Source organism: Caulobacter sp. AVps18 (assembly GCF_058681425.1).
Map to the genome: position 1 here is coordinate 4084824 of NZ_CM178737.1, position 20884 is coordinate 4105707.

Here is a 20884-nt window from a genome sequence, read left to right on the forward strand (position 1 = left end):
GCGCATGGCTCCGCCAGTAGCGCCTTGATGCAGAATTCCACTGTAGCTGACCGCAAAGAGGAAGAGTTCGCGCATGACCAAGACCCTGGGCGTTCTGGGCGGCATGGGTCCGGCCGCGACTCTGGATTTCCTGGCCAAACTTCAGGCGGCCACACCGACGGCGCGCGAGCAGGACCATCTGCGGGTTCTGGTCGACATCAATCCCCACGTGCCTGATCGCAATGTCGAAGGCGCTGATCCCGGACCGGTTCTGGCGGCCATGGCGGCCGGTCTGCGCGACGGCGGCGCCCAGATACTGGCCATCACCTGCAACACCGCCCATGCCTATGCTCGCGACGTCGAGGCCAGCGGCTTGCCGCTGATCGACATGCTTGAGACGGCTGGTCATGTGGCGCGGGGAGCCGGGGCCCGCCGTGTGGGTGTTCTGGGCACAGGCCTGGCCCTGGGTCTCTATCGCGACCGCCTGTTCCACCAGGGCCTGGAGGTGGTGACCCTGGACGATCACGAACAGGTTGAATTCATGGCCCTGCTCTATCGGATCAAGTCTGGCGATGCAGGAGCCAACTCTCGTCAGGCCATGACAGCCCTGGCTCACCGCCTGGTCAGCAAGGGCTCAGAGGCAATCATCGCGGGCTGTACAGAGGTTCCGCTGGTACTCGACGCCGCAGACCTGACCCTGCCACTCATCGACGCCACCGAGGCTCTGGCCCGCGCCTGCGTTGCCGCCTGCATCGCTGCCCCCTCTAGCCTCTTGATTTGACGCGCGTTTCAGTCCGAAACCCGGTTCCCACTTTTCGGAACGCGCTCTAGAGGATTGCCGCCGGAACCTCCTCGCGACACGCCTCGATCATCCCGACCAGAGCCGCCGCCCCGCGCGAAGCCTGAGCCATGCGCCGCAGCGCCGCGCGCGCATGGGCGCTATCGGCGATCTCGGCCTGTCGTTCCAGGCGCTCGGCTTCATCGATGTGGTCTGTGCGGGTAGCCATGGCTAAAATCTTTACAGAGGGTAAAAACCCATCGCCATGCGACCGCTGGCCGCATGCAATTTTTATATATTTAGATCAATTACTTAGCCGGATAACATCGATCAGTTGAACACACCCCCGAACCCCGTTTCGGGTTCGGGGGTGTCGTCCTGTTCCCCAACAGGACAGCGTCGCGCGCACCGATCCGGCGCGGCGGCGTCGCCTAAAGAGCGATGACACCGTTCTTCGCCGAACGCCGGTCACCGCGCAAGGTGACCGCCTGTCGCAGCGTCTCGCGCCCCATGCGCGCCATCGCGGATGAAAAGACTCTAGCCAAGAAGTGACACCGGTGTCACAACAACGGCAAGACATCGCCGCATCAAGGCGGCGGGATCGGCTTGTCCGGTCCGGGAGGATGCAACGGAACCGCCCCTGGCGAACGGCTCAAGCCGCGCGGGAGGCCCGACGCCACCCCGGCCGATCAAGAGGATCGTCAGCCGGAGTACAGCATGCCGCTCAGCCCCCTCTCCCGCCGCCGCCTGATGGCCACGTCCGCCGCCGCTTTCGCCGCCGCAGGCAGCCTGGCACCGCTCAAGGCCCTGGCCGCCGAGACCCCGACACGCGAGCAGGCCCTGGCCACGATGAAGAAGGCTACGACCTTCATGGTCGAAAAGGCGGCCTATAACGGCGGCTATGTCTGGAGCTACCTGCCTGACTTCTCGCGTCGCTGGGGCGAGATGGAAGCCTTCCCAACCATGATCTGGGTCCAGCCGCCCGGCACGGCGACGATGGGCCACCTGTTTCTGGACGCCTATCACGCCACGGGCGACGCCTACTATTACGACGCCGCCTGCAAGGCCGCCCAGGCCCTGATCGCGATCCAGCACCCGGCCGGCGGCTGGAACTATATCGGCGACCTGGCTGGCGAGGCCTCGCTGAAGAAGTGGTACGACACCATCGGCAAGAACGGCTGGCGGCTCGAGGAATTCCAGCACTACTACGGCAACGCCACGTTTGACGACGCGGGCACCGCCGAGAGCTCGCAGTTCCTGCTGCGCCTCTATGCAGAGAAGCAGGACAAGGCCTTTAAGCCGGCGCTGGACAAGGCCCTGCAATTTGTCCTCGACAGCCAGTACCCGGTCGGTGGCTGGCCCCAGCGCTTCCCGCTGAAGGACGAATTCCACCATCACGGCAAGGCCGACTATACCGGCTACATCACCTTCAACGACGATGTGGCCGGCGAGAACCTCAAGTTCCTGATCATGGTCTGGCAGGCGCTGGGCGACGCCCGCGTGCTGCCGGCGATCCACAAGGCCATGGACTGCTTCCTGGCCTGCCAGCAGCCGCAACCGCAGCCGGCCTGGGGCCTGCAGCACAAGGTGAGCGACCTCAAGCCCGTTGGCGCCCGCACCTATGAGCCCGAGGCCTTCGCCACCCACACCACCGGCGGTAACATCGCCGCCTGCATGGACTTCTACGAACTGACCGGCGATCCCAAGTACCTGGCCCGCCTGGGCGAGGCGCTGGACTGGCTGGACAGCGTCAAACTGCCCGTCGAGATCAAGAAGGGCGCGCCCTATCCCACCTTCATCGCCATCGGCTCGGGCCTGCCGCTCTACATCCACCGCACCGGCAGCAATGTGGTCAACGGCCGCTACTTCGCCGATCAGAACCCCCACGACACAGTGATCCACTACTCGTCGTTCCGCTCAGTGAACGTTGAAGGGCTGCGAAAGCGGCTGGCCAAGCTGCAAGCGACGTCGCCTGAACTCGCCAGCCAGAACTCGCCGCTGAAGGGTGGACGCAAGGCCCTGCCGCGATATTTCACCACCGGCGACATCTCGGTCTCGGATCTGAACGTCGACACGCTCAAAGCCGACAGCGGCGCGGCCTCGCCTGCCAAGGCGGCGGCCCTGATCGCGACGCTAAATGCCGAAGGCTGGTGGCCGGCTGAACTGCGGGCGACCAGCAATCCCTATATCGGCGACGGCTCTCCCACCCCCGCGCCGGGCGACTTCAGCCAGACCCGGGTCGGCGACGCGACTGACACCTCGCCGTTCATCACCGACACGCCCAAGATCGGGATCTCGACGGGCGGTTACATTGAAAACATGGCTGCTTTGATCAAGTTCATCGGGACGGCTTAAGGCCCTCGCAAGCCAAGCGCAGATTGCCCAGCACCTTGGGCACGTCCTTGCGCAGGGCCTCACGGATCATGGCCCTGGGCACAGGCCAGTCGACGGCCAGGCGGTTGTCGTAGAACACCCGCGTGCCCTGGCCGCCGTTCAGGGCCTGCAGCCGCCACTCGCCCCGCTGGACCTTGAGATCGCCTTTGACCAGGTTGAAGCGGATGCGGCTGAACGGTTCGTAGTCCGAGCGGAACACGATGGTCATGCCGGGGAAGATCAGGTTGCGGTGGGTGACATGCTCGCGCACGTCCCAGGCCCGCCCCTGGTCGCCCGACAGCACCTTGCAACTGGCCAGGTTGGTGATCAGCTTCGCTGCCGTGGCGCAGTCGGTCATCACCTTCCAGACCTGCTGCGGCGACGCGTCGATGTCGATCACCCCGCGCACCCGGCCCGATATACCATCAGGATCGGGCGAGACGTCGGCATAGGCCTCGCCCCGCGCCAGCGCGGCCTGCGCCCTGGGCGACAGGTCAAAGGCCTTGGCCCCGCCGGCCACGGCCAGGGCCGCCGCCAAGCCCATGAAGCCCCACATCCCTCGCCAAATCATATGGAGCCCGCCCTTTGGCGCAGATGCGCGTCACAGGAAGCTACGAGCGAACTCCCAACTTGGAGGCAGGCTCAGGCCGAGGCGGCCTCGGGCGCCAGCGCCGGATAGTCGAGATAGCCCCGTGCGTCGGGGCCATAGAAGGTCGCCGGGACGGGGGCATTCAGCGGCGCGCCGGTCCGCAGGCGCTCGACGAGATCAGGATTGGCGATGAAGGCCTTGCCGAACGCCACAGCGTCGGCGGTTCCCGCATCCAGCGCCGCCTGGGCGCTCTGACCAGTAAAGCCCTCATTGGCGATATAGACGCCGCCGAACGCACGCTGCAGCTGCGGACCCAGGCTGTCGGGACCCACCGCCTCGCGGGCGCACAGGAAGGCGATCCCGCGCTGCCCCAGGGCCCTGGCGACATAGCCGAACGTCGCGGCCAGATCGCTGTCGCCCATGGTGTGGCTGTCGGCTCGCGGTGCCAGGTGCATGCCCACCCGATCAGGACCCCAGACCGAGATCGCCGCATCGGCGGCCTCCAGCATCAGGCGCGCGCGGTTCTCGATGGAGCCGCCATAGGCGTCCGTGCGCTGGTTAGACCCGTCCTGCAGAAACTGGTCGAGCAGATAGCCATTGGCACCGTGCAGTTCGACCCCGTCAAAGCCGGCGGCCTGGGCATTTTCAGCCCCCTGCCGGAACGCCTCGACCACCCCGGCCAGCTCTTCGGTCTCCAGCGCGCGCGGCGTCGCATACGGGCGCTGCGGGCGCAGCAGGCTGACATGGCCTGTCGCCGCGATGGCGCTGGGCCCGACCGGTGCCTCGCCGTTCAGCAGCGACGGGTCGGAGATCCGCCCGACGTGCCATATCTGCATGAAGATGCGGCCGCCCTTGTCATGCACGGCGCGGGTGACCTGCTTCCAGCCCTCGGTCTGTTCCTGCGACCAGATCCCGGGCACGCCCTGATAGCCCACGCCCTGCGGCGACACCGGCACGCCCTCGGAAATGATCAGGCCCGCCGAGGCGCGCTGGGCGTAGTACTCCGCCATCATCGCATTGGGGATCTGGCTCTCGCCCGCCCGCAAACGGGTCAGCGGGGCCATCACCACACGATTGGGCAGGTCCAGATCGCCAACGCGCAACGGGTCAAACAGGGTGGGCATGGGCAGGATCCTGAAGCGGTCGCCCTGACGTGCGGGCCGTAGCACCTTAGGTGGCCTATCCCCCGCCGTTCACAACCCGCCCGGGCCAAGTTCTTCTGGCGCGGTGTGCGGAAAACTTCAGTCGGAACCAGCCTGACCCAGCCCTTCAGGGCCTGTCTGGGTCTTTCCGATCCGCCAGAACCGCGCTCTCGGCCTTGAGCGGCTTGGAGACGGGACATACCTCCTGGACGAACTCGTTGAGCGTGTTGACCAGGCTGTCGCGCACCAGACTGTAGTAGACAAACTGACCCCGCTTCTCGCTGCGCACCAAACCCGCCGCTTCCAGGATCGACAGGTGCTGCGAAACAGCGGGCTTGGAGATCGAAAATCGCCCCGCAATATCGCCAGCCGTAAGTTCCGCATGAGCCAGATAGGCCAGAATCTTGCGGCGCACGGTGGACGACAGGGCTTCGAATACACGCTGCATAAGAGGGGAATCCAGGCCGACCTTTCGGCTGAGCATTTAAGAAATTACCTAACCGCTTGGCAGCTGCCTGGCAATCATTTAAGCTTGGAGTTAATTACCTCATCAATGAATGAGACAGGCCATGTCCGTCCACGCCCATGACCCCTATGCAGTCCATCACCTGATCGTCGGACCGCACGCAGATGCTCGATCCGGCGTCGTAAAATGGGATCCGGTCCATTCGGCCTGGAACGGCACCATGCTGGCAGCCACCGTGCTGCTTGCACCCTTCGTCTTCAGCTGGAGCGCTTTCGCCGTCTTCATTCTCACGACGGGCGCGACGCTGTTGATCGGCCATTCCGTTGGCTTTCACCGCCGGTTGATCCACGGCAGCTTCAAGGCACCGCTATGGTTGGACCACCTGATGATGTGGATTGGCACGCTGGTCGGCATGAGCGGACCGCTTTGGATGATCAAGGCGCATGACACGCGCGACTGGGGTCAGCGCCAAGCAGACTGCCACCCCTATCTTTCCAACAGGACTGGCTTCTGGCGGGATTATTGGTGGAACCTGCATTGCCGGCTGGAACTGACGAACCCGCCTCGGTTTGCGCCAGCGGGCGGCATCGGGGAGGATCGCTTCTATCGTCTGCTGGAACGGACCTGGATGCTGCAGCAACTTCCACTGGCGCTCGTCCTTTTGGGCTTGGGCGGTCTACCCTGGCTGGTCTGGGGCGTCTGCGTCCGCATCTGCGTTTCGGTGACCGGCCACTGGCTGGTTGGCCGCATCGCACACCGGCACGGCCCCCAAGCCTGGATCGTGGACGGCTCCGGCGTGCAGGCCCACGACGTACCCTGGGCTGCGATCCCGACCATGGGCGAAGCGTGGCACAACAACCACCATGCCTATCCCGGTTCGGCCAAGCTGGGACTGCATCCAGGCCAGTCGGACCTGGGCTTCCTGTTCATCAGACTGCTGGAGCACGCAGGCCTGGCCTGGGATGTTCGCACCCCTGATACAATGCCGGCCCGCCCCGTTCTAAGGCGCGTATAGCGCCCGACAACGCCGCTAAAGCCCAGCCCGCTCCAGCGCTTCGCGCACCACCTCCGGCGCATGGTCGATGACGCGCAGATAGGCGGTCAGGGCGGCGTCTGGGCGGGTCTCGCCCTGTTCGAGGGCCGCGATTAGTTCCGGGTCGATATGGAAGGCGCAGGCGAAGTCGCTTTGCGACAGGCCGCTTCGCCAGCGCACCGCTCGCACCAGAGCGCGCGCCGAAAAGGCCTGAGCGGGGGTGGCGGCCTCGTCGATGGCAGGATCTGTGGGGTGGGCGAGTCGGGTCATCTGTACGCTCCGTTACAATGCCCCCACGTCCCCTTCTAAGCCCTCTTGATTGCGGAATTTCGACGACTTTGCGGTTGAAGCGCGATCAATGGCCCGCGATCAACGCCTGGGCCCTGCCTTCCACCCGTTCAAGGCCCGTTTGCGGGTCGCCTGCGGCCTCCAGCATGGCGTTGAAAACCTTGAGGTCAGCGGTCCGGATACGCTGGATGCGTTTGTCGCGGGCCCACTCCAGCCCGATCAATTGTCCCAACCGGCAGGCCTTGGGCAACAGCACTGCCCGATCCTGGGGTTCGCCCTTCGCCACAAGCTTGCTGACAATCTCATTCCAGTTGGGCGTGCCCGGCAAGCAGAGCCGCAGGCCGGCGGCGCATGAGCCGGTCCAGAACCGCTTGTACCAAAGGGCATGGAGATCGGTTTCAAACTTCAGAGCGACCGAAGGCTGGACGACAGGCTGGCAATCCTGGCGGACAAACTCCTGAGCATGGACCACGCCCGGCGCTATCAGCGCCAAGACCGCCAGGCACGTCCCGATGACGCGAACCATGAAACCCCCACCGCCCTTTGCTCTCAAAGGATAGTCAGTTCATATTCTTAGCGCCGTTCTCTGACAGAAATGCGGCAGTGGCCTCGATCACTTCGACCAGGCTGAGGCGCTCGACGGTGATCCCCTCCGGCAGGCCCGAGAACAGCCGCGTCGGTGCGGCGGCGTCCAGCATCACGAACACCCCCCGATCGTCGGCGCGACGGATCAGGCGGCCGAAGGCCTGGCTGATCCGGGCGCGGGCCGTGGAGTCGTCATAGCCCTTGCCGCCAAACCGGGCCCGGCGGGCCTTGTGCAGAATGTCGGGGCGGGGCCAGGGTACGCGGTCAAAGACCAGCAGGCGCAGGGAGCGGCCGGGCACGTCGATCCCGTCACGGATGGCGTCGGTGCCCAGCAGGCAGGCGTCTTCCTCGGCTCGGAAGATGTCGACCAGAGCGCCGGCCTCCAGCGGATCGACATGCTGGGCATAGAGGGCCAGCCCCTGGTCCGCCAGGGGCGCGGCGATCTTCTCGTGAACGGCCTTCAGCCGCCGAATGGCCGTGAACAGACCAAGCCCGCCGCCGCCCGAGGCCAGGAACAGCTCGCGCATCGCCGCCGAGACCTGGCGGGAGTCTTCCTTGTTGACGTCGGTCACCACAAAGGCCCGCGCGTTGCTGGCATAGTCGAACGGCGAGAGCAGTCGCAGCACCTTGGGCGTCTGGGGCAGGCGCGCGGCGCCGGTGCGCATCTCGGCCAGGGCGAACGGGTCATCAAGGGCTGGATCGGTCAGGGTGGCGCTGGTCACCAGCACGCCGTGGGCGGGGCTAAGCACGGCGGCGCGCAGGGGCTCGGTGGGATCCACCCAATGGCGGCGACAGGCGGCATCGACCACCCGCCCATAGAGGAACGTCGCCTCAAACCAGTCGACGAAGTCGGGATCGTCCTCGGCGTCTTCGTCGATGGCCTTGAGGATCGAGCGCCAGGCCGGCAGGGTCATGCGCGCGCGGCGATCCAGACCGCGTAGCGCGCCTTCGATACGAGCCCGTTCTGAGGTTCCCAGATGCTCGGCGTCTTCGTCGAGAACGTCTTCCAGTTGGCGGGCCAGGGCCAATAGCGGGGCCTCGATCCCGGCCAGGGCCTTGGCCGCCTCGCCGGCCCGCTCGCGCACCAGATCCACGGCCGGGCGGGCGGCGCATTGCAGGCCCTGCTCGACGCCGCCGCGATCGCTGGAGCGGGCGCGCAACTGCTCGATTACGGCCACCAGATAGGTCTCGATCGGCCCGATGGGATTGGCCTGACTGTCAGGCGGCGCGATACGGCCAGACCAGCCCTCGCCCGGCAGGGCGGCGGCGGCGTGGAGCACGGCCGTCAGGGCCTGACGCGCGCCCTCGCGGTCGCCCAGGATGTCGAGCAGGCGAGCCTCAAGCCCCCTGCCCCGCCGGCCGCGGCCTTCCGGTCCCCGGATCCAGCGACGCAGTTCGGCGGCTTCCGCTCCAGACAGGGCGGCCGAGAAGGCGCTGTCGGCTGCGTCGAACAGGTGGTGGCCTTCGTCAAACACCACGCGCTTGACCGCTGTGGTCTCGTTGTCGCCCTTCAGGCCCCGCGCCGCCCGCGCCCCGTCAAAGGCGGCCTGGGTCAGGACCAGCGCATGGTTGGCAATGACGATGTCCGCCCGCTTGGAGGCCCGCACCGCCTTCTCGATGAAGCAGATACGATAGTGCTGGCAGCCGGCATGGACGCACTCGCCGCGCCGGTCGACCAGGTTGGCGGGGCTGGCCTGCTGCGCTGGAGCGATGGAAAACAGGGTCGGCAGCCAGGCGGGAAAGTCGCCGCCGGTCATGTCGCCGTCGCGGGTGGCGCGCGCCCAGCGAGCCGCCAGGGCCAGGCCGATCAAATCACCATTGCCCAGTTGGGCGCCGTTGATCTGTTCCTGAAAATTCAGCAGGCAGATGTAGTTTTCGCGCCCCTTGCGTACCACCGCCTTGCGGGCGCGCACGGCGGGGTCAGGATAGATCGACTGGCTTTCCCGCTCGATCTGCCGCTGCAGGGCGCGGGTATAGGTGCTGATCCAGACCGAGGGACCATTGGCCTCGGCCCACAGCGACGCGGGTGCCAGATAGCCGAGGGTCTTGCCGACACCCGTGCCGGCCTCGGCCAGCATCATGCGCGGCTCACCCTCACGCTCGCGGGGCTGGAAGGCAAAGGCCGCCTCGCGGGCGAAGGTGGCTTGAGCCTCGCGCACCTCGTCCAGACCCGAACGCTGCAGGAGCTCGGTCAGACGCTCGGCCACCCGGTCGGGATCGATGGGCCGCGTGCCGGACTCGCCGACCGGGGCCTGGTCCTCCCACTCGACGATCCGCGCCCAGACATCCAGGCCCGAGCTTCGGAACTGGTTGCCGACCGGAACCGAGCGCAGGGCACCGATCACGGCCGGACCCCAGGCCCAGCCAGCCTTGGCCATGGTTTCGGCCGCCGCCAGGGCCTCCTCGCGCGAGGGCTGGGGCGTCAGCTGCAGCTCGGCCAGCAGGGCGTCGGCCGAAATCCGCAGACTGGCCGCCTGCTCGGCCGCCCCCTTGGGTTCAGGCAGGCCCAGGGCCATGGCCAGGCCCACGGCCGACGGCGCGCAGAAGGTGGCGGGACGCGTAAAGGCATAGAGTTCCAGCACATCGAACAGCCGGCCGCCGCGCGGCGGGGCGTGCATGTTCAGGCGCTTGGCAGTCATGGCCGCATGGGCCACCAGCACTGGGCCGTGTTCCAGCAGGTCGCGGGCGTCGGGGGCGCGCAGCATGCGGCCGCCGCCTTCGTCCCCGGGTCGCCCACTGCCGCCATCGGCATAGCCGGCCCGAGGCCCGGGCAGCACCACCAGGGCAGGCGCAAGATCGAGAGTCGGGGCGAAATGAGACACGCCCGATCCTATCGCCATTCGCGCCCCGACGGAACGCGAACTGTCAGAGGTTCTGACCTCAACGACGGCTGGCGGCGGTGGCGGCGCGGATCGGCTTGAACTCTGACCCCGGCTTCCAGTCGGGCCAGTCGCGGGAATTGGCCAGATCCAGACCCACCTTCAGGGTCAGGTCCACATCCTGAGCCGCGCCGCGCAGGTCCCAGTCAGGACTCCAGGCGTCGCAGGTCTGGTGGTAGCAGCGGGCCGTATAGTCGGCGACCCAGGCGTCGCCTGCCGCTCGGCCGCCCTCGACAAGGTCCGCGCCACCGCCCAGACCCATCAGCAGCAGCACCGGCACGCCGCGCTTGGCCAACGAGAAGTGATCGGCGCGATAGAACAGCGCCCGCTCGGGCCGCGCATCGGGCGTGATCGTCCGGCCCTGGGCCTGGGCGGCGACCGCCAGGCGGTCCTCCAGCATGTTTTGCCCCGCGCCCACCAGCACCACGTCGCGGGCGGGCCCCTTAGTCTGCAAGACATCGAAGGTGAAGTTGGCGACCATGCGCGACAGCTGCGCCTCATGTCGCGCGGCATAGTATTCCGAGCCCAGCAGGCCCCGCTCCTCGGCGGTCCAGGCGGCGAACAGGATTGAGCGCTGCGGACGTGGGCCGGCGGCGAAGGCGCGAGCGGTCTCCAGCACAGCGGCCACGCCGATGGCGTCATCGGCCGCGCCTGGCCGAATAGTGCGCCCCTGGGCGTCGGGCGCGCCTATGCCGAACGCGTCCCAGTGGGCGGCATAGAGGATACTTTCCTCCGGCCGCGTGGAGCCCGGCAAGCGGGCCAGAACATTGCGGCTGTCCATCCGCTCGTGTTTGACCGCAAAGTCGGCCGACAGGCTCGCGCCCTGCAAGACCACCGGCCGGAAGTCGGCTCGACGCGCGGCAACTTTCAGCGCCTCGAAATCCTGTCCTGACCGGCGGAAGAGTTCGACCGCTGCGTCGCGCTGGATCCAGCCCTGGACCAGCAGCTTCTCCTTGGCCGGATCGGACCGCACGATGTCATAGCCCTCGCCGGCCGGCGCGATGACGGTGGACCAGCCATAGCCGGCCCCGGGGACCTCATGAACGATGACCGCGCCGATCGCGCCCTGGCGAACAGCCTCTTCGTATTTGTAGGTCCAGCGGGCATAGTAGGTGGCGGCGGTTCCAGCGAACTTGCCGGCCACGGGTTCATCTGACCTGGCCTCGAAGTCGGGGTCGCTGATCAGGAACACCGCGATCTTGCCCTTCAGGTCGGTGCCCTTGAAGTCATCCCAGCCTCGCTCGGGCGCGGTGACTCCGTAACCGACAAAGACCATCGGCGCGGCGCTCAGGGTCACCCGGTCCACCGGCCGCAGGGTGCTGATCTGGATTTCCTGGCTCTGGCGCGCCGCCAGCGGTCCGGCAGCAGTGGCCAGGGTCAGAACGACAGGGCCTTCCGGCTTGATCCGCACCAGCGGCACGGTCTGGGTCCAGCCGCCATGATCGCCGGCTGGCTCAAGCCCCAGCGCCTTGAAGCGCTGGACCAGGTATTCGATGGTCGGCGCTTCGCCGGGACCGCCGGGCGCGCGGCCTGCAAAGGCGTCCGACGCAAGGTCGCGGGTGATGTCCGACAGGCGCTCGGGCGAGACCGCCAACGCAGGCTCTCCCGCCTGAACCGGCGCACCGCCCAACAGCATGGCCAGGCCCAGAGCGGAAACGGAAAGACGGCGACTCATGGGCTTTCTCCGAATGCGACTGGCGCGCGACACTAGAGCGTTATTCGGCGAAGTGGATACCGGTTCGCCGCCGAAATAACGCGTCAAAACAAGAATCTAGAGCAAACGACATGATTCAATCATGACGACCTTTGCTCTAGTCCGCGCCCCTTGCGACCTCCAGTCTTGCGCGGACGAACCCCACACAGCCCGTCTGGAAACGGAACGGGAACATGCTATATCCACAGACAATGCCCTTGGCCAACGCCCTCCCACCGCGTTTTCAGGACTGGTTCGCCGCGCGCGGCTGGGCTCCCCGGGCTCACCAACTGGAAATGCTGGCCAAGGCGCGGGCCGGCCGCAGCGCTTTGCTCATCGCGCCGACCGGTGGCGGCAAGACCCTGGCGGGGTTCCTGCCCAGCCTGATCGAGCTGTCTGAGCGCGCGCCGCGCAACACGCCGGCCGGGGTCCACACCCTCTATATCTCGCCGCTCAAGGCCCTGGCCGTGGACGTCGAGCGCAACCTGATGACCCCGATCCGTGAGATGGGGCTCAAGGTGGTGGCCGAGAGCCGCACCGGCGACACCGGTGAAAGCCGCAAGGCGCGTCAGCGCATCCGTCCGCCCGACATCCTGCTGACCACGCCCGAACAGTTGGCCCTGTTCTGCGCCTGGGAAGGCGCGCGGGAGTATTTCGCAGACCTGGCCTGCGTGATCATCGACGAGGCCCATGCCATCTGGCCCAGCAAGCGCGGCGACCTGCTGGCCCTGCACCTGGCGCGCCTCCAGATGTTCGCGCCGAGGATGCGGCGGGTGGGACTGTCGGCAACGGTCGACGACCCCGACTTGGTGCGGCGCTGGCTGGGGGGCGGCGGCGAACAGAGCGTCGACCTCGTGCTCGGCTCGGGTGGCGCGCCGCCGGTCGTGGAGGTGCTGGTCTCCGGCGGGCGCGTGCCGTGGGCGGGCCACACCGCCGAGCACGCCATGCAAGAGGTCTATGAGATCATCAAGGCCAGCAAGACGGCCCTGGTATTCGTCAACACCCGCTTCCAGGCCGAGTTCGCCTTTCAGAAACTGTGGGAACTGAACGACGACAGCCTGCCCATCGCCCTGCATCATGGCAGCCTGGCCGCCGAGCAGCGCCGCAAGGTCGAGGCCGCCATGGCGCGCGGCGAACTGCGGGCGGTGGTCTGCACCTCGACCCTGGACATGGGCATCGACTGGGGTGACGTGGATCTGGTGATCCAGCTGGCCGCGCCCAAGGGTGCCTCGCGGATGGTGCAGCGGATCGGCCGGGCCAACCACCGGCTGGACGAGCCTAGCCGCGCCATCTTCGTGCCCGCCAGCCGCTTCGAGATGCTGGAATGCCGCGCCGCCGCCGACGCCATTCTCGAAAACCATCTCGACGGCGAGCCCGAGCGCATCGGCGCGCTCGACGTTCTGGCCCAGCACATCATGGGCTGCGCGTGCTCGGAGCCCTTCGACCTCATCGCCCTGCACGACGAGATCCGCACAGCAGGCCCCTATGCGGACCTGTCCTGGGAAGACTTCGAAAGCGTCGTCGATTTCGTCTCCACCGGCGGCTACGCCCTGAAATCCTACGACAAGTTCCGTCGCATCGTTCCGGGCCAGGACGGCCTGTGGCGGGCGCGCGACGCCCAGACGGTGCAGCGCCACCGCATGAATGTCGGCACGATCGTCACGGCGGCTACGGTCAATGTGCGGATCGGCGGCGGCAAGCGCCCGATCGGCGGCCGCAAGATCGGCGAGGCCGAGGAAGGCTATTTCGAGCAGCTGGCCCCCGGCGACACCTTCGTCTTCGCCGGACAGGTCTGGCGGTTCAACGCCATCGTCGGGGCTGACGCCTTTGTCAGCCCTGCACCGGACAGCGACCCCAAGATGCCCAGCTGGGGCGGCTCGAAGTTTCCGCTGTCCACCTATCTGGCCAGCCGCGTGCGCAAGATGATGCATGACGAGGCCGAATGGCTGGCCCTGCCCCCCGACGTGCAGGAATGGCTGGCCTGGCAGAAGCTGCGCTCGGCCCTGCCCCATGAGGGCGAGATGCTGGTCGAGACCTTTCCGCGTGGAAAACGCTTCTATCTGATCTGCTATCCGTTCGAGGGGCGGCTGGCCCATTCGACCCTGGCCATGCTTCTCACCCGGCGGCTGGACCGGCTGGGCGTGGGGCCGCTGGGCTTTGTCTGCAACGACTACGCGCTGAGCCTCTGGTCGCTGAAGCCAATGGACGGGCTGGATCTGGGTGCCCTCTTCGACCAGGACATGCTGGGCGATGACCTGGAGGCCTGGCTGGAAGAGAGCTTCATGATGAAGCGCAGTTTCAAGGCCTGCGCCCTGATCGCCGGCCTGATCGAGCGTCGCCATCCCGGCCAGGAGAAGTCAGGCCGACAGGTCACCTTCTCGACCGACCTGATCTATGACGTCCTGCGCCGCCACCAACCCGACCACCTGCTGCTGCGCTGCGCCCGGATGGACGCGGCCAGCGGCCTGTTGGACGTAGCGCGGCTGGGCGACATGCTGGCGCGGATCAAGGGCCATATCCGGCACAAGGCGCTGGAGCGCGTCTCGCCCTTCGCGGTGCCGATCATGCTGGAAATCGGCCGCGAGCGGGCGCCAGGCGACGCGGCGGGCGAGATGATCCTGGCCGAGGCCGAAGACGATCTGATCGCCGAGGCCATGGCTTGACCCGGTTCGAAACCGGCCCTTGCGGCGGCCTGCGTATCGAACTGTTCGGTGCCCCGGTGTTGCTGCGCGCCTCGGGCGCTCTGTGGCTGGAGGCCGAGCACACCCTGGTGGTGGCCGACCTGCACTTCGAGAAGGGCAGCCACTACGCCGCCCGGTTTGGCCAGATGCTCCCCCCATACGACACGCGCGAAACGCTGGACCGGCTGGACAGCGAGATCGCTGCCCTGTCTCCGGCACGCCTGATTTTCCTGGGCGACAGCTTTCATGATGGGCAGGGCGAGGCTCGGTTGGCCAGAGACGATGCGGCGCGGCTGGCGGGTCTGGCGCGCGGCCGCGAGCTGATCTGGGCGGTGGGCAATCACGATGAGGAGGGTCCACGCGCTCTGCCCGGCGAGGTGATCGACGAGGCGACGATCCAGGGCCTGACCCTTCGCCACGAGCCGCAGGCGGGATTGCAGCCCGGCGAGGTGGCCGGTCACCTGCACCCGGCGGCGCGCGTGTCGAGCGGGCGCGGCAGCGTACGCCGGCGCTGCTTTGTCACCGATGGCGAACGGCTGATCCTGCCGGCGTTCGGCGCCTATACGGGCGGACTGAATATTCTGGATGTCGCCTTTTCAGGACTTTTCGGTGGCCCGCTGCTGGCCGCAGCCCTGGGCAGGCAGAAGGTTCACGCGATCGGACCGCGTTCGCTGCGTCCCGACTGAAACCCTACATGTGCAGGGCCTGCTCCAGCGAGAAGGCCAGTGAGATGGCGGCGCCGGAGGTCAGAACGGTGCGCATGCGCGGTCGCCAGGCTGGCCCGTCGTGGTCGGTGACGTCCCAAACCCATTGCAGCAGAAACAGCAGCAGGAAGCCCGACAGCTGCCAGGCGGGCTCGAAGCGCAATTCGCCCAGTAGCAGGCCAAAACCCGCCAGGGGGAACAGCAACGACAGCCCCAGAACCACCCATCGCGGACTGGGATTCTCGATCTCCAGCCCCGTGCGCACGCCGCCAAAATACGAGACAATGGCCGTGGAATAGGCCAGCAGCGAGATCAACGCGCCGCGACGGGCTTCGAGCGGCCCATAACAAAAGACGCCGGATGCAACGAAGAACGGAATCAGGGTCGCCAGACCAAAGACCCAAACCGCCGGCGGCGCCGGTACGCGATCCGCCACAGGTTCGCTCATGACTCTACTCCTCCGGCCGGTCGCCTAGGCGACCGTTCCCGCCCCGGACGCGACTATTACCGAGACGAGGCCGTAGGTCCACGGACGATCAACGAACATAGACCGACAGACGATCCAGGGTCTCGGCGTCGAGCGCACCCGAGGCCGAGAGCCCCTGGTCGCGCTGGTAAGCGGCGATGGCCATGCGCAGTGCCGGAGACGCGACCCCGTCGCGTGGACCCTGATAGTAGCCCAACTGCGACAGCACGCGCTGGGCGGTGCCCAGCCCGGCCGCCTGCGGCGCGGCGACGGCAGAGTTGGCGGCGACCACAGGGCTGACAGTGGTCTGCGCGCGGAAGGCGTAGGCCGACCGGTCAGCCGTGCGTTGGGCCTCTGCGGTCAGTTGCGGGCGCAGGTTGGCGGCGCGGGCCTTGGAGGTGGCGTCGCCGGCGCGACCGGCGATCACATACCACTTGTAGGCTTCGGCCGCGTTCTGGCTGACGCCCAGGCCGCGCTCATAGAGCTGGGCCAGGTTGAACTGGCTGTCCAGCAGGCCCATGTCGGCGGCCCTGCGGAACCAGCCCGCAGCGGTGGTCGAGTTCTGCGGGCCGCCCTCGCCCTTGAAGGCGTAGAGACCCAGATTGTGCATGGCGCGCGCATCGCCCGCGATGGCCGCTCGCTCAGTCCAGCGCCGGGCCTCGGCGAGGTTCTTCTTCACGCCACCCTCGCCCATCTCGTACATCTTGCCGAGATAGAACTGGGCGCGCGGCAGGCCCAGATTGGCCGCCTTGCGCATAAGGTCGACGCCGGTGCGGTCCTTCGCCTCGATCTTGCGAACGGCCTCATCGAAAAGCGCCTGGCTGTTTTCCTGCGGCGGAGCAACCGGCGTGGGAGCCGCGACGGCGGGTTCCACCGGCGTGATCCGCTGCGGCGACAGGACGACGGCGGCGCGGGGCAAGCTACGATTGGGGTCAACCTCACCGGTGCTGACCTCGACCTCGGCCTTGCGCCCGGCGATCGCCTGGGCGACGCGGTCGGGAACCTGGCTTTCGCCGTTGTGAGGCAACAGCAGCAGACCGGTGCCGCCGCCGATGGCACCGGCGACGCCGAACACCATAAGGGCCGTGGTCAAGGACGAGTTGCGGCGCCGCGACTTCTTGGCCGACGCCTTGGCGGCAAAGCCCGAGAAGATCGACGTTTGGCTGGTCGCCGGCTTGGCCTTGATCTTGTCCTTGGACTTGTCCTTGCGGGCGTCTGTAGTGGCAGCCGCTCGCGCGGCGGCCCGGGCTTGCTCGATCACCTCACGGGTCGAAAGCGGGCGGGCCGAAGACGGATCGATGGCCTCAGGTGCCGGATCGTCAAAGTCCGACGGACCCTGGAAGCCCTCGGCCAGATCGGTGTCCAGCGACGGGCTCTTGGCTTCAGACCGGGGCTCGTAGTCCTGTTCAACCACGCCAAACGCCTCGGGCGCGGCGGCGGCGTCATCTTCAAAGCGCGGCGCAGCCTGCTCGATGGCAGGGAATGCCGAAGCGTTAAAGGGATTGGCCTGGAACGGCGCGGGATCGAAAGCCATCGGCGGCGGTGCCGCAGCAGTCGAGGGCGAAGCGAAAACGTCCTCGTCCACCGAGGACTCGCCGCCGAACGAATAGCGGTCTGCGTCGAAAGGCGAGACCGGGGCGCGAGCCACGGGCACCGGAGCAGCGGCGGCGAGCGCCTGCTCAGCCAGCTTGCGCTGCGCCTCGCCCAGGCGGCTGTCAATCTTCTCGCGCGCGTCCTCCAGCAGCTTGACGGTGCGCTCTTCGCTCTGGCGGATCCGGTCGATCAATTCCTGCGAAGAGCGCTCGTGGCGCTGGTTGAGGCGATCGGTGACACGGGCCACCTGCTCGCCGACATCATCGATGGCCAGGGCGTTGCGGCGCTCGGCGTTGCCGATCCGCTCGGCCAGCTTTTCGGTGATGCGGGCGATTTCCGAGCCCAGCTTTTCCAGGGCTTGAGCCTGAACGCTGTCGGTGCGGTTCAGCTTGTGCTCGACAGTCGAGGCGATGCGGGCCACTTCGCCGCCCACCTGCTCAATTGCGGCGGCGCTGCGGCTTTCGGCGGCCTGGACGCGGCGGTTGAAGGCGTCTGCGACACCGACGACCTCGCGGCCCATGCGTTCGATAGCCTGGGCCGAGCGTTGTTCGGCGATCTGGACGTGCGCGGCCATCTCGCCGAGCTTCTTTTCCATGCGGTCAAAGCGGCCATCGGCGCTGTCGCGCAGCTTGGTCGCCATCTCGAGCCGCGCGGCTTCCATGCGCTTGGACAGGTCGCCGGCCAGTTGGTCGAGGCGTTCCTGCACGCCCGAAGTCGGGTTGGCGCCTTCGACGCTCCGCAGGCGGCCATCCAGAGCGCTAAAGGACGCGCCCAGATCACGCAGCGCCTCGGCCGTGCGGGTCTCGGCGGCTTCCAGACGTTGACCCAGCTTCGAGACGACCTCATCGACCACAGCGGTCGGGTCGATCTGGGGGGCGCTCTGAGCTTGCGGCTGCGCGTCGAGTCGCGCCTCCAGGGCGGCGATGGAGTCTCGGGTGCGGGCCTCGCCGTCGTAGAGATGGCCGGCGACCTTGCCCAGCGCCCCTTCGAGGGCGCGCATGGCTTCGGCCGAACGCGGGCCAACGGCTTCGGATTCGATGCGGCGCAGGCGCTCTGCGGCCCGAACCTGCTCGCTCTTGATATCGTCGACCGCGCCCTCAAAGCGGGCCGCCACGGCGATCTGCTCGCGCTCGGACTGGGCCAGTCGCCCCAGCGTGCCACGCACCGACTGGTCGATGCCCGCGATGGCAGCGGCAGAACGATTCTCGGCGGCCTCGATGCGAAGGGTTAGACGGTCCAGGGCCAGCGCAACGCGTCCCACTTCGTCAGCGGGATGCTCGGGAACCTCGAAGCGCGGCGGGGCGTCGTCATCCTTGGCGATGTGGAGATAGGGACGGGCCGAGCGCTCGTGCGCGCCGCCGCCGAAGGTGTCAGCCACGGGCGCCTCGGCCCCCTGGCTTTCGCCCTCGATGATCATGCGGTTGAGCCACTCGCCCAAGGTCATGCCGGAGCGACGCGCGAGGTCCTTGGCGACCTCACGTGCCTTGGGATCAATTCCCTTAACGCTCCATGGCGCTGCGGCCGTCATACGAATCGATCTCCCCGTACCTGGGGACAAACGCTAGTCACCGATTCCTAGGGTGTAAACGCGACCAAATAGCTAAATCTAGTAGGTTTGCGAATAACAGGTGGAGGAATCGGGACGCACCTTTAACCATAAATAGCTTGGTTAAAAAGCAAGAGGGTTAACGCAGGTTAATCATTTGCCAGGCCGATTGTCGCAGGGCATGGAACGCCCATGGACCTGCCCTTCACCATCGCCGTCCTCGTCGCGCTTCTCGTCCTGGCAGTATTCTGCGGATGGCGCGGCGCCCGTCCGGCCAATATTCTAAAGGGCCCGCGCATGGTACCCTGGCGTCCGCTGATGATGGTCTGCGTGGTCGCCATGATGCTGTTACTGGCGCATCTGATGAACCTTCTGGGGGTCGAGACGGGCAACCAGCCGCGCTATTAGGTCGCGGACCGTTTTGGCCGCTTCGTAAGACCGCTGACCCCGCCCGAAGACAGCAAACCGATGTCTGCGAGCAGAAAAGGAATGGCCCACTTTCGTGGCGCGGCAATATAGCGCGGCTGCCAGACTGGGTCGTACTTGTTCTTGTAACGACGCACGCCCTGGAAATTGTAGATTTCTTCTCCGCGCTCATAGAGCAGACGGCCGACACGGGACATGATCGGGGCCAGTGGGCGATCTTCTAGGCCGGCCAACGGGGCCATGCCGAACTCGAACGCTTGATAACCCTCCTCGCGGCCCCATTGCAGAAGCTCGACGAACAGATAGTCCATGACGTTCTTGGGCGCATTGTCGGAGTAGCGCATCAGGTCCATCGAGAAAGCCGCCTTGTGCGAGGTGGTCCACAAGGTGGCAAACGCTACGATCTGACCCTCGGCACGGACCAGGGCGACCGGGAACTCCGCGACGTAGCGAGGATCGAAGCCGCCCATCGAGAAGCCCTTCTCGCCGCCGGCATGGTGCACGAGCCACGAGTCAGAGATGGCCTTGAGCTCGTCCATCACCGCCACCGCGCCGCCGACCGGCAGAACCTCGAAAGCCGCGCCGCCCTCGCCCGCCTTGCGCCAGTTGCGCCGCAGGACTTCACGGCGGCGGCCGACCAGTGAGAAGGCGGCCAGCGGCACGGCCGCACTTTCCCCTGTCTTCTGGATCGCCAGACCCAGATCGACGGTGTCGGGCAGGTCTTCCGGGCCCAGAGCATAGAACCCTGCCCTTGCGGCATGGGCGTCGGCCAGTTCGCGGAACCGCCAGAACAGCTCCATACGCTCGTCACGGCGACCGACCGGCGGCCCCAGGGCGATCCAGGACCGGCGACGCACGCCGAACATCAGGAAGCTCTCGCCCGAAGCCGAGAACAGGAAGCGCTTGTCACCCAGCAGGGCCAGGTTGGAGCCCGGCTCGGCGTCTTCGGCCTTGGCCAGGATCGCTCGCACGCGGTCGAACTCGGGATCGGTATCATCGACGACCGGCGGCTTGGCAGGCGTCGCGATCAGGCGCCAGACGCCGATGGCCAGCAATACGATTGCAGCGGCGACCGACGAGCGGATGGCGCGGGCCGCGTCCTGGTCTCCCATCAGCCGCATCCACGACTTGTCGGCATATTCGGTGTGGGTGAAGATCCACCAGCCGCAGAAGGTCGCCCCGCCCAGCGCCGCCGCCGCCGACAGCAGCCACCCCGGCGTGATCTCCATCCGAAACAATGCCGCCTTACGGGGGAAGGCCTCGTGGAAGGGCAGGATCAGCAGGCAGCAAAGGCACAGCAGCGCCGTCTCCTCCCAGTTCAGCCCCTTGAAGATCGCCAGCAGAGCCGAGGCCGCCAGGGCGATCACGGCCGCCCACCAGGCGCCGTCGAGGCGCGAGCGCAGGCCAAATGCCAGGAGCAGCAGCACCAGCCCCAGGATTGACGAGACAAAGTGGCTGATCTCGATCAGCAGGTCAGGGGCAAAGGCCAGCAGCAGCGCAAAACGCGTCGGCTCGGAGGGCGTGGCCCCCGAGGTCAACAGCATAACCCCTGCCGAAACGGCGAGAATGGCCGATAGCGTCGGCGCCATCGCCAGAGCCGCCGGTCTGAATTCAGGCGCTGACATCAAGATCCCGGATCGGCGAATCCCCTACGGGACCCCAC

The 20884-nt window shown here is 66.9% G+C and carries 17 protein-coding genes; 6 read left to right on the forward strand and 11 right to left on the reverse strand.

Annotated elements, in window-relative coordinates; translation table 11 throughout:
* Positions 1 to 73 precede the first annotated feature (73 nt).
* On the forward strand, positions 74 to 760 hold the full coding sequence (gene cuyB, locus ACW179_RS18585) for a cysteate racemase (RefSeq protein ID WP_492060934.1): 687 nt from the start codon (positions 74 to 76) through the stop codon (positions 758 to 760).
* A gap of 46 nt (positions 761 to 806) precedes the next feature.
* On the opposite strand, the gene ACW179_RS18590 is transcribed toward cuyB, so the two are convergent.
* On the reverse strand, positions 807 to 986 hold the full coding sequence (locus tag ACW179_RS18590) for a hypothetical protein (protein ID WP_492060935.1): 180 nt from the start codon (positions 984 to 986) through the stop codon (positions 807 to 809).
* Positions 987 to 1474: 488 nt separating this feature from the next.
* Between ACW179_RS18590 and ACW179_RS18595 the strand changes: the two genes are divergently transcribed.
* On the forward strand, positions 1475 to 3112 hold the full coding sequence (locus ACW179_RS18595; protein ID WP_492060936.1) for a pectate lyase: 1638 nt from the start codon (positions 1475 to 1477) through the stop codon (positions 3110 to 3112).
* Here the strand turns inward: ACW179_RS18595 and ACW179_RS18600 are convergent.
* The 3 genes from ACW179_RS18600 to ACW179_RS18610 form a co-directional block, all read right to left on the reverse strand.
* Entirely contained in the window at positions 3096 to 3701 is a 606-nt protein-coding gene (locus tag ACW179_RS18600) for an SRPBCC family protein (RefSeq protein WP_492060937.1), read from the reverse strand. The genes ACW179_RS18595 and ACW179_RS18600 overlap by 17 nt on opposite strands.
* Before the next feature lie 71 nt (positions 3702 to 3772).
* On the reverse strand, positions 3773 to 4843 hold the full coding sequence (locus tag ACW179_RS18605; protein ID WP_492060938.1) for an alkene reductase: 1071 nt from the start codon (positions 4841 to 4843) through the stop codon (positions 3773 to 3775).
* 145 nt (positions 4844 to 4988) lie between these two features.
* Entirely contained in the window at positions 4989 to 5309 is a 321-nt protein-coding gene (locus ACW179_RS18610) for a metalloregulator ArsR/SmtB family transcription factor (protein WP_492060939.1), read from the reverse strand.
* A gap of 121 nt (positions 5310 to 5430) precedes the next feature.
* Between ACW179_RS18610 and ACW179_RS18615 the strand changes: the two genes are divergently transcribed.
* Complete coding sequence (locus ACW179_RS18615) at positions 5431 to 6342, forward strand: fatty acid desaturase (RefSeq protein ID WP_492060940.1); 912 nt, start codon at positions 5431 to 5433, stop codon at positions 6340 to 6342.
* A gap of 15 nt (positions 6343 to 6357) precedes the next feature.
* Here ACW179_RS18615 and ACW179_RS18620 read toward each other — a convergent pair whose 3' ends face one another.
* From ACW179_RS18620 to ACW179_RS18635, 4 genes are all read right to left on the reverse strand, one after another.
* Entirely contained in the window at positions 6358 to 6630 is a 273-nt protein-coding gene (locus ACW179_RS18620; RefSeq protein ID WP_492060941.1) for a helix-turn-helix domain-containing protein, read from the reverse strand.
* Positions 6631 to 6715: 85 nt separating this feature from the next.
* Positions 6716 to 7174 (reverse strand): hypothetical protein, encoded by a 459-nt coding sequence (locus ACW179_RS18625; RefSeq protein WP_492060942.1) that lies wholly within the window; start codon positions 7172 to 7174, stop codon positions 6716 to 6718.
* A gap of 34 nt (positions 7175 to 7208) precedes the next feature.
* A complete protein-coding gene (locus ACW179_RS18630; protein WP_492060943.1) occupies positions 7209 to 10073 on the reverse strand; it encodes an ATP-dependent DNA helicase in 2865 nt (954 codons plus the stop codon).
* A 40-nt stretch (positions 10074 to 10113) separates the two neighbouring features.
* Complete coding sequence (locus ACW179_RS18635; RefSeq protein ID WP_492060944.1) at positions 10114 to 11787, reverse strand: M20/M25/M40 family metallo-hydrolase; 1674 nt, start codon at positions 11785 to 11787, stop codon at positions 10114 to 10116.
* A gap of 230 nt (positions 11788 to 12017) precedes the next feature.
* On the opposite strand from ACW179_RS18635, the gene ACW179_RS18640 reads away from it, so the two are divergent.
* Together ACW179_RS18640 and pdeM are read left to right on the forward strand one after the other, a co-directional pair.
* Positions 12018 to 14468, forward strand: a complete 2451-nt coding sequence (locus ACW179_RS18640; RefSeq protein WP_492064353.1) for a ligase-associated DNA damage response DEXH box helicase — start codon at positions 12018 to 12020, stop codon at positions 14466 to 14468.
* Complete coding sequence (gene pdeM, locus ACW179_RS18645) at positions 14465 to 15172, forward strand: ligase-associated DNA damage response endonuclease PdeM (RefSeq protein WP_492060945.1); 708 nt, start codon at positions 14465 to 14467, stop codon at positions 15170 to 15172. Before ACW179_RS18640 ends, pdeM begins: the two co-directional genes overlap by 4 nt.
* Before the next feature lie 4 nt (positions 15173 to 15176).
* Here pdeM and ACW179_RS18650 read toward each other — a convergent pair whose 3' ends face one another.
* Both ACW179_RS18650 and ACW179_RS18655 read right to left on the reverse strand, forming a co-directional pair.
* Positions 15177 to 15638, reverse strand: coding sequence for a DUF3429 domain-containing protein (locus ACW179_RS18650; protein WP_492060946.1), 462 nt, complete (start codon positions 15636 to 15638; stop codon positions 15177 to 15179).
* A gap of 88 nt (positions 15639 to 15726) precedes the next feature.
* Entirely contained in the window at positions 15727 to 18777 is a 3051-nt protein-coding gene (locus tag ACW179_RS18655) for a peptidoglycan-binding protein (RefSeq protein WP_492060947.1), read from the reverse strand.
* 210 nt (positions 18778 to 18987) lie between these two features.
* On the opposite strand from ACW179_RS18655, the gene ACW179_RS18660 reads away from it, so the two are divergent.
* A complete protein-coding gene (locus tag ACW179_RS18660) occupies positions 18988 to 19203 on the forward strand; it encodes a hypothetical protein (RefSeq protein ID WP_492060948.1) in 216 nt (71 codons plus the stop codon).
* Here the strand turns inward: ACW179_RS18660 and ACW179_RS18665 are convergent.
* Positions 19200 to 20846 carry a phosphatidylglycerol lysyltransferase domain-containing protein gene (locus tag ACW179_RS18665; RefSeq protein ID WP_492060949.1) on the reverse strand — a complete coding sequence of 549 codons (1647 nt, stop codon included), beginning with the start codon at positions 20844 to 20846 and terminating at the stop codon, positions 19200 to 19202. The two genes, ACW179_RS18660 and ACW179_RS18665, sit on opposite strands and share 4 nt — an antisense overlap.
* Positions 20847 to 20884: the final 38 nt, after the last annotated feature.